This is a genomic window from Pseudomonas sp. ICMP 10191 (genome assembly GCF_001467335.1).
GTDB classification, from domain to species: Bacteria; Pseudomonadota; Gammaproteobacteria; order Pseudomonadales; family Pseudomonadaceae; genus Aquipseudomonas; species Aquipseudomonas cerasi.
In genome coordinates this window covers 96,107-103,759 of the sequence record NZ_LKGW01000105.1, presented here as the reverse complement: position 1 = coordinate 103,759, position 7,653 = coordinate 96,107, and the positions used below count along the sequence as shown (strand labels likewise).

5 protein-coding genes and 1 pseudogene are annotated in these 7,653 nt (G+C 59.2%); 5 read left to right on the top strand and 1 reads right to left on the bottom strand.

Annotated features, from left to right (window positions below; genetic code table 11):
• The 4 genes and pseudogenes from AO388_RS12020 to AO388_RS30295 form a co-directional block, all read left to right on the top strand.
• On the top strand, positions 1 to 1,020 hold a 1,020-nt coding region (locus AO388_RS12020; protein WP_058416514.1), incomplete at its 5' end, for an efflux RND transporter periplasmic adaptor subunit.
• Positions 1,017 to 4,049: an efflux RND transporter permease subunit gene (locus AO388_RS12015; protein WP_058416513.1), complete on the top strand. Its 3,033-nt coding sequence runs from the start codon at positions 1,017 to 1,019 to the stop codon at positions 4,047 to 4,049. The genes AO388_RS12020 and AO388_RS12015, both read left to right, overlap by 4 nt.
• A gap of 470 nt (positions 4,050 to 4,519) precedes the next feature.
• Positions 4,520 to 5,290 (top strand): annotated as a pseudogene (locus AO388_RS30300) (MCP four helix bundle domain-containing protein); the annotation flags it as partial.
• The gene (locus tag AO388_RS30295) at positions 5,285 to 6,148 is read left to right on the top strand and encodes a methyl-accepting chemotaxis protein (protein ID WP_374271030.1); all 864 of its coding nucleotides are present in this window, start codon (positions 5,285 to 5,287) and stop codon (positions 6,146 to 6,148) included. The pseudogene AO388_RS30300 and the gene AO388_RS30295, both read left to right, overlap by 6 nt.
• Here AO388_RS30295 and AO388_RS12005 read toward each other — a convergent pair.
• Entirely contained in the window at positions 6,138 to 6,341 is a 204-nt protein-coding gene (locus AO388_RS12005) for a hypothetical protein (RefSeq protein WP_032609569.1), read from the bottom strand. The two genes, AO388_RS30295 and AO388_RS12005, sit on opposite strands and share 11 nt — an antisense overlap.
• Before the next feature lie 48 nt (positions 6,342 to 6,389).
• On the opposite strand from AO388_RS12005, the gene AO388_RS12000 reads away from it, so the two are divergent.
• Positions 6,390 to 7,568 (top strand): DUF2252 domain-containing protein, encoded by a 1,179-nt coding sequence (locus tag AO388_RS12000; RefSeq protein WP_058416512.1) that lies wholly within the window; start codon positions 6,390 to 6,392, stop codon positions 7,566 to 7,568.
• Positions 7,569 to 7,653 lie beyond the last annotated feature (85 nt).

The following is a 7,653-nucleotide window of genomic DNA, read 5'->3' as shown; positions in this document are numbered from 1 at the left end:
CCCCCGGCAGCCGCGGCCGCGCCGGCCACCAGCCTGACGGTCGAGGCGGTGCAACCGCGTCGCGAAGACTGGCCGCAGGAGCGTGTGGCCAGCGGTGCGCTCGCACCGTGGCAGGAAGCCGTGATCAGTGCCGAGACCGGAAGCTTGCGTATCGCCAGCCTGAAAGCTGATATCGGCGATCAGGTGAAGAAGGGCCAGGTTTTGGCGACCCTGGCCGATGACAGCGTGCTGGCCGAGGAAAACAAGCAGAAGTCGGCGGCCGCCCAGGCCTCTGCGCAACTGCAGGAAGCCCGCTCCAATGCCAGACGGGCGGCCTCGGTAGGGCAGAGCGGCGCCCTGTCCGAGCAGAAACTGGAAGAGTACCGGGTCAAGGTGCAGACCGCCGAAGCTGACCTGGCCTCGGCGAATGCCGATCTGCGCAGCATCCGGATCAAACTCACGCAGACGCGCATCGTCGCAGTGGATGACGGAATCATTTCCGGGCGCAAGGCCTTGCTTGGCGATGTGGTGTCGGCGGGCAGCGAAATGTTCAGAATGATCCGGGAGGGCCGCATCGAGTGGCAGGCGGAACTGGATGCCCAGCAACTGCCAGGCGTCAAGGCCGGGCAGCTCGCCCGTGTGAAGCTGCCCGGCGGTAATGAGGTCGAAGGGCACGTGCGGCTGGTCTCGCCAGTGCTTGACGGCAAGACCAGCAGGGCGCTGGTCTACGTATCCCTGCCGACAGGGTCGATGGCCCGCTCCGGCATGTACGCCAGCGGTCGCATCGAACTGCCGTCCAGCCCGGCGCTGACGGTTCCGGACACCAGCGTGATCCTGCGCGACGGGCGCTCCTATGTGTTTGTACTGGGCAAGGACATGCGCGTCAGCCAGCAAGTGGTAGAGATCGGACGACGTCGTGGGTCGGCGCTGGAAATCCTCGGCGGCCTGGCAGAGCAGGCACAGATCGTCCGCAGCGGTGGGGCCTTTCTCAATGACGGGGCCAGCGTGACGCTGGTCAACGCCGAGGCCCGCGCGCAATGAATATCTCCGCGTTGTCGATTCGTTACCCGGTTCCGGCGGTCATGCTGTTTTTATTGCTGACCCTGTTTGGTTTCCTCGGATTCGAGCGTCTCGGCATCCAGGACTTTCCCGACACCGATCTGCCTGCTGTGGTCATCAGTGCCTCGCTGGAAGGGGCCGCCCCCGAGCAACTGGAAACCGAAGTCGCGCGCAAGCTCGAAGACAAGCTGACCTCGCTGCGCCTGCTCAAGCATGTCACCACGCAAATTACCGAAGGCAGTGTCCTCATCAATGTGATCTTCGACATCGACAAGGATGGCAACGAAGCCCTCAACGAAGTGCGCAATGCGGTGGACAGCGCTGCGGCTGAATTGCCAGCCAACCTCGACACGCCATCGGTAACCCGCCTGACCACCAACACTACGGCGTTGCTGACCTATGTGGTCGATGCGCCACGCATGGACGAAGAAGCGTTGTCATGGTTTGTCGACAACGAGCTGAGTAAACAGCTGCTGACCGTGCGTGGGGTCGCGAAGATCAGCCGGGTGGGCGGCGTGGACCGCGAAGTCCAGGTTGACCTTGATCCGGCGCTGATGGCCGGTCTGGGTCTGAGTGTGACGGATATTGCAGATCGTTTGCGGGCGATGCAAAAAGACAATTCCGGAGGGCAGGGCGATCTGGGCAGCGGTCAACAGGCGCTGCGTGTCCTCGGCGGTATTGACGACCCCGCAGCGCTGGGCGCTATCCGCATTCCCGTCAGCGATGGACGGATGCTCGCTGTGCAGCAGTTGGCCACCGTGCGCGATACCCATGCCGAGCGTACTACGCTGGCGTATCGCGATGGCAAACCGGTGATTGGCTTTCAGGTCATCCGCTCCCTGGGCTTTTCCGACGTCGGCGTGACCAGGGATTTGCGCCAGGCAGTCAGTGAGTTCGCCAGGCTGCACCCTGATGTGCGTATTGAAGAGGCGAGTAATGCCGTCGAGCCGGTGATGGAAAACTATCGTGGCTCCATGGCGCTGCTCTACGAAGGGATGTTACTGGCTGTGCTGGTGGTCTGGTGGTTCCTGCGTGACTGGCGGGCGACCGTTATCGTGGCCACGGCGCTGCCCTTGTCGATCATCCCGACCTTCGGCGTGATGTATTTTGCCGGTTTTAGCCTCAATACCGTATCGCTGCTGGCGCTGGCGCTGGTGATCGGCATTCTGGTCGACGATGCCATCGTTGAGGTCGAAAACATTGCGCGACACCTGCGCATGGGCAAAACCCCACGGCAGGCGGCAATCGAAGCGTCCGACGAGATCGGCCTTGCGGTATTGGCAACCACCGTGACCCTGGTTGCGGTATTCCTGCCGACCGCTTTCATGGGCGGGATTTCCGGCAAACTGTTTCGCCAGTTCGGTGTGACCGCCAGCGCTGCGTTGATGTTTTCGTTACTGGTCGCCCGTCTTCTGACGCCGATGATGGCTGCGCACTTTCTCAAGGCGCGATCGCATGGCGAACACGACGGCGGTTTGATGAGGCGTTACCTGGGCTGGATTCATACCAGCCTGAGCCGCCGCAAGACCACCATGTCCATTGTGGGCGCTCTATTCATCGGCTCGCTGGCGCTTATACCCTTGCTGCCGACCAGCTTTCTGCCTGCACAGGATATTGCCAGCAGCATCGTCAGCCTGGAATTGCCGCCCGGCAGCAGTCTGGCGCAGACCGGCGAGATTACCTTGCAGGCTGAGAAGCGTTTGCGTGCGATCCCTGAAGTGGCCCACGTGTTCATCGCAGCGGGCAGCGGCGATGCCGGCAGTGCAGGTAATCGCAACGCGATACTGACCGTCGATCTGCTGCCGCGAGACCAGCGCGCCCTGAGACAATCCCAGGTGGAAGCGAGCATGCGTGAAAGTCTGCGCAGTTTGCCTGGTGTGCGGGTGACGGTCGGTGGTGACGCCAGCGGCGAACGGCTGGACATCGTCCTCGCTAGCGATGATGGCGATTTACTGGAGCGTACAGCCGCCGCGCTTGAACCGCAGTTGCGCCAGATAAAGGGCATCGGCAACGTCACCTCAAGTGCTGCGGTGCAACGACCGGAAATCCAGATGCGCCCGGATGTTGTCCGCGCGGCAGAGCAGGGTGTCAGCAGTCAAGACATCGCCGACACCCTGCGCATGGCCACCTATGGTGAATACAGTTCGTCTCTGGGCAAGATCAATCTGTCCCAGCGCCAGGTCAATGTACGGGTGCGCATGCAGCCGCAAGTACGTACCGACCTGCAGAGCCTCGCTCAGTTACGGGTCACGGGGCGTGATGGCCAGATCGCACTGGCGTCGCTGGGAGAGCTCAGCATGGGCAGCGGCCCCGCGCAGATTGATCGTATCGATCGCTTACGCAATATCACCCTGTCCATCGAACTCAATGGCAGCAATCTGGGCGAAGTGATGGAACAGGCCAGGCAAACGCCGGTCATGCAGAACCTGCCAGCGCAAGTAAAACTGGTGGAGCAGGGCGAGTTGCAGTTGATGAGCGAGTTGTTTGGCAACTTCAGTCTGGCGATGGCCGTTGGCGTATTCTGTATCTACGCGGTGCTGGTGTTGCTGTTCCATGACTTCATGCAGCCGCTGACCATCCTGTCGGCGCTCCCGCTATCGCTTGGTGGCGCACTGTTGGCACTGTTGATCGGCGGGATGAGTTTTTCCATGGCGTCAGTCATCGGTCTGCTGATGCTGATGGGGATCGTCACCAAGAACTCGATCCTGCTGGTGGAGTACGCAATCATGGCTCGCCGTGCGCCGACCGTAAGCCGCTACGAAGCGTTGATCGACGCCTGCCACAAACGCGCCCGGCCAATTCTCATGACCACCATTGCAATGGGCGCGGGCATGCTGCCGACCGCACTGGGATGGGGCGGCGAATCCGGTTTCCGTCAACCGATGGCGGTGGTCGTTATCGGCGGACTGTTGGCCTCGACCGTACTAAGCCTGTTGGTAGTGCCCGTTATCTTTACTTATATCGATGATGGCCATGAGACACTTATAAAGTGGTTTCGCAGGCCTGGGTAAACAGTGTAATGCTGCCTCGGGGCTGGCTCCCTGACCGGAATAAGCACCAGAGAATACTTCGCATTCCGACATACTTCCTCCCTGGGTTCCAGTGAGCGCACCCAGCGCATCAGTACCCGTTTTCATGCAGTCCTCCCTTTTTATCCAGTAACACCCCCGTGGCTATTCATAAAATCCGCTTCATGCCGATAAAGACAGGGAGCGCGAAAAGTCAAAGTGTCGTGAACAGCACTTTCCACCTCTCGCGGCCCGTAAAACTAACGGTCTTGGGCCAGATATCTACTAGGCTACGGCACGGTTAGTTTGTTGTTGGAAGCAGGTTCTGCCCTGGCACAGAGAGGGGATGGCTATTTCTGTAGTCCAACGAACCGCTTACAACAAAAGTACAAAACCACGCGTAACTACTTGCCTCTAGTGCAGTAGGGCTCTCGGACAGAAGTGACCCCTTACTTAACGATGATGGATAATCAATGAACCTGATAAATCGCACCAGTTTCGCTAAAAAACTCATGGCCGCGTTCATCGTTTGCGCCATGATCACCTTGGCTGTGGGTGGTTTGGGCATGCTCGGTATCAACCGGCTTTCCGATGCCCTTGAGCTGACGTTCTCGAATAATCTGGTTTCAGTGGCCAACACCAACGAGACGATGACCGCCCTGACCACTCATAACCGCGGGCTTTACCGTTTGCTCGATGCCAAGGACAAGGCCACGGCGGAGAAAATGCGCCAAAGTATCAATGCCGAGCTGGAGCGTGCGCAGAAAGTCTATGCCATCTACCGCGCCACCCCATTGGAGGACGATGAACGCGCAGCGGGCGACCAGTACGACGCCTTGATGTCAGCCTACATCTCTGCTTCCCAGAACATCTTTGACCTGCAGCAGGCGGGCAAACTGGAAGACGCGCGCAATCGCCTCAACGCGCTGGCGGACGGGGAGTTCAACAAGGCTCGCGGCTACCTGCAGATCATGATCGACTCCAACAAGCGCCAGATCAAAGAAGGTGCAGAGGCCGCTGACAGGCTGCAAAGCAACTCGGTATTCATGTTGACGGCGGGTATCGTCATCGCGTTTGTGGTGGCGATCATGTTGGGTATTCTGATCACTCGCATGATTACAGGACCACTGAGAAGCGCTATCGAAGTTGCACAACGTATTGCATCGGGCGACTTGACCCAGAGCGTTTCCAGCACCCGAGGCGATGAAGCGGGGCACCTGCTCAATGCGATCGGCACGATGCAGGGCAACTTGAAACGCACGATTCAGGAGATTTCCAGCGCGTCCGATCAGCTTGCCTCCGCAGCCGAAGAGCTTGGCGCGGTCACCGAAGAAAGCACACGCGGCCTTACTCGACAAAATGACGAGATTCAACAGGCTGCAACGGCGGTAAACGAAATGACGGCTGCTGTTGAAGAGGTAGCCCGCAATGCAGTGTCTACCTCGGAGGAGTCCAAAGCACTGGCAACCGACGCCGCGAACGGTCGTGGCCAGGTTGATAACACCGTCAAGGGCATCGGCACGATGGTCAGGGAGATTACCGAGTCGACGGGGTCAGTGACCACGCTTGCCGGCCACGTCCGGGATATCAGCAAAGTGCTTGAGGTCATCCGCAGCATTGCGGAACAGACCAACCTGCTTGCGCTGAACGCCGCCATCGAGGCTGCACGCGCCGGTGAACAAGGCAGAGGGTTTGCTGTGGTAGCCGACGAAGTGCGCGCTCTGGCGCACCGCACCCAGGCTTCAACGGTGGAAATCGAAGGCATGATCGGTACCGTGCAGTCCGGTGCCGACGGTGCGGTCGCTGCAATGAGCAAAAGCCTGGCGACGGCCACTAACACCCAGGAACTCGCTCAGCGTGCCGGCAGCGCCCTGGAAAAAATCACCAGCGGCGTAGGCACCATCAACGAGCGCAACATGGTGATTGCCTCGGCGTCCGAAGAACAGGCCCAGGTCGCACGCGAAGTGGATCGCAACCTGGTCAACATTCAGGAGCTGAGCGCACAGTCTGCAGCGGGCGCTAATCAGACGAGTGCATCCAGTCAGGAACTGTCACGGCTGGCGATTTCGTTCAACACGATGGTTGCGCAGTTCAAGCTTTAACGGGCTTGTGCAGGTGTATTTCCGGTCTGATCGTCTGGACCGCTTTGACCGGGAATACACACTGCTTTCTCTTGTTCTTTTCTTGTTGACGGTCGACCTTGCCAGTTTGCGGTGGGCAAAGCGCTTGAAACAGTTTGAATCCGGCTGGGACGCTGAAATAAACAGCGATCAGATATGAAATATCTTGAAACATTCGTGTCACATGAAGAGTCAATGGAATAACCCTCTTCAAGGCTTTCCGATGAAAACGCCTCGCCCGAACACACGTTTCAAATCCCTCATCAATCTGCGCAATCTAAAAATGGCGCGGTCTGCGCACGCGTTCGTTCGAGGCAATACCGCCCAGTTCTATGAGTGGCTTCACAGCCAGTCGGGTAGGCGTCTGCCCAGCGGTCCGCCGGTCTGGATCTGTGGCGATTGTCACGCCGGCAATCTGGGGCCCACAGGGGATTCGAGAGGGCGCATCGACATGCATATCCGCGATCTCGATCAGGCCGTCATCGGTAATCCTGCCCATGACCTGGTGAGGCTGGGGTTGTCGTTGGCGACGGCTGCTCGTGGCTCGGACTTGCCCGGCGTTACCACGGCAAGAATGCTGGAAGAGATGATGCAGGGCTACGAAGAAGCTTTTTTGGGCGACGACGATGAAGAGCCTGATCGCCCTGCGCAAGTGAAAGCCGGAATGCGTAGCGCGGTACAACGCACGTGGAAGCACCTTGCCAAGGAGCGCTTCGAAGGTACGCAGCCGACCATTCCGTTGGGTAAGCATTTCTGGCAACTGTCACGCGCGGAACGCGATGCAATCAAGGAGCTTTGTGAAACGCCGGAGATTCATGCGCTGGTGACATCGCTCAAAGGCAGGTCGCAGGATGACCGTGTGCGCTTACTCGACTCCGCCTATTGGGTAAAAGGATGCAGCTCGCTGGGGCTGCTTCGCTATGCGGTGCTGATGGGTGTTGGCGATGAAGAGGATGAAGAGTTCTGCCTGCTCGACGTCAAGGAAGCCGTCGCAGCGGCGGCCCCCCGTACGGCAAGGGCTCGCATGCCCAGAGACAATGGCAAACGGGTAGTGGAGGGCGCCCGGAATCTTTCGCCCGGCCTGGGCAGCCGAATGGTTGCCGTGCGAATGCTGGATCATTCGTTCTTCATACGTGAGCTGCTTCCTCAGGACATGAAGCTGGAACTGGATGAGCTCACCGAGCAAGAGGCCATGCAGGCCGCAGCGTATCTCGCAAAAGTGGTTGGTAACGCCCACGCCAGACAGATGGATCTGGCCACACGTGCGGCGTGGATCAGAGATCTGCAAAGCAATCGCTCCGAGACCCTGGACGCTCCCTCCTGGCTATGGTCAAGCGTCGTTCAACTGGTCGGCAGTCACGAGCAAGGCTACCTTGAGCACTGTCGGCGCTACGCGCTGTAGCGCCTTGTGAATTGAGCGGAACAGATTAACTGCCGATGCTGGCCGTCCTTGGCTTACATGAATCAGTTAATCAATATTCTGCTCA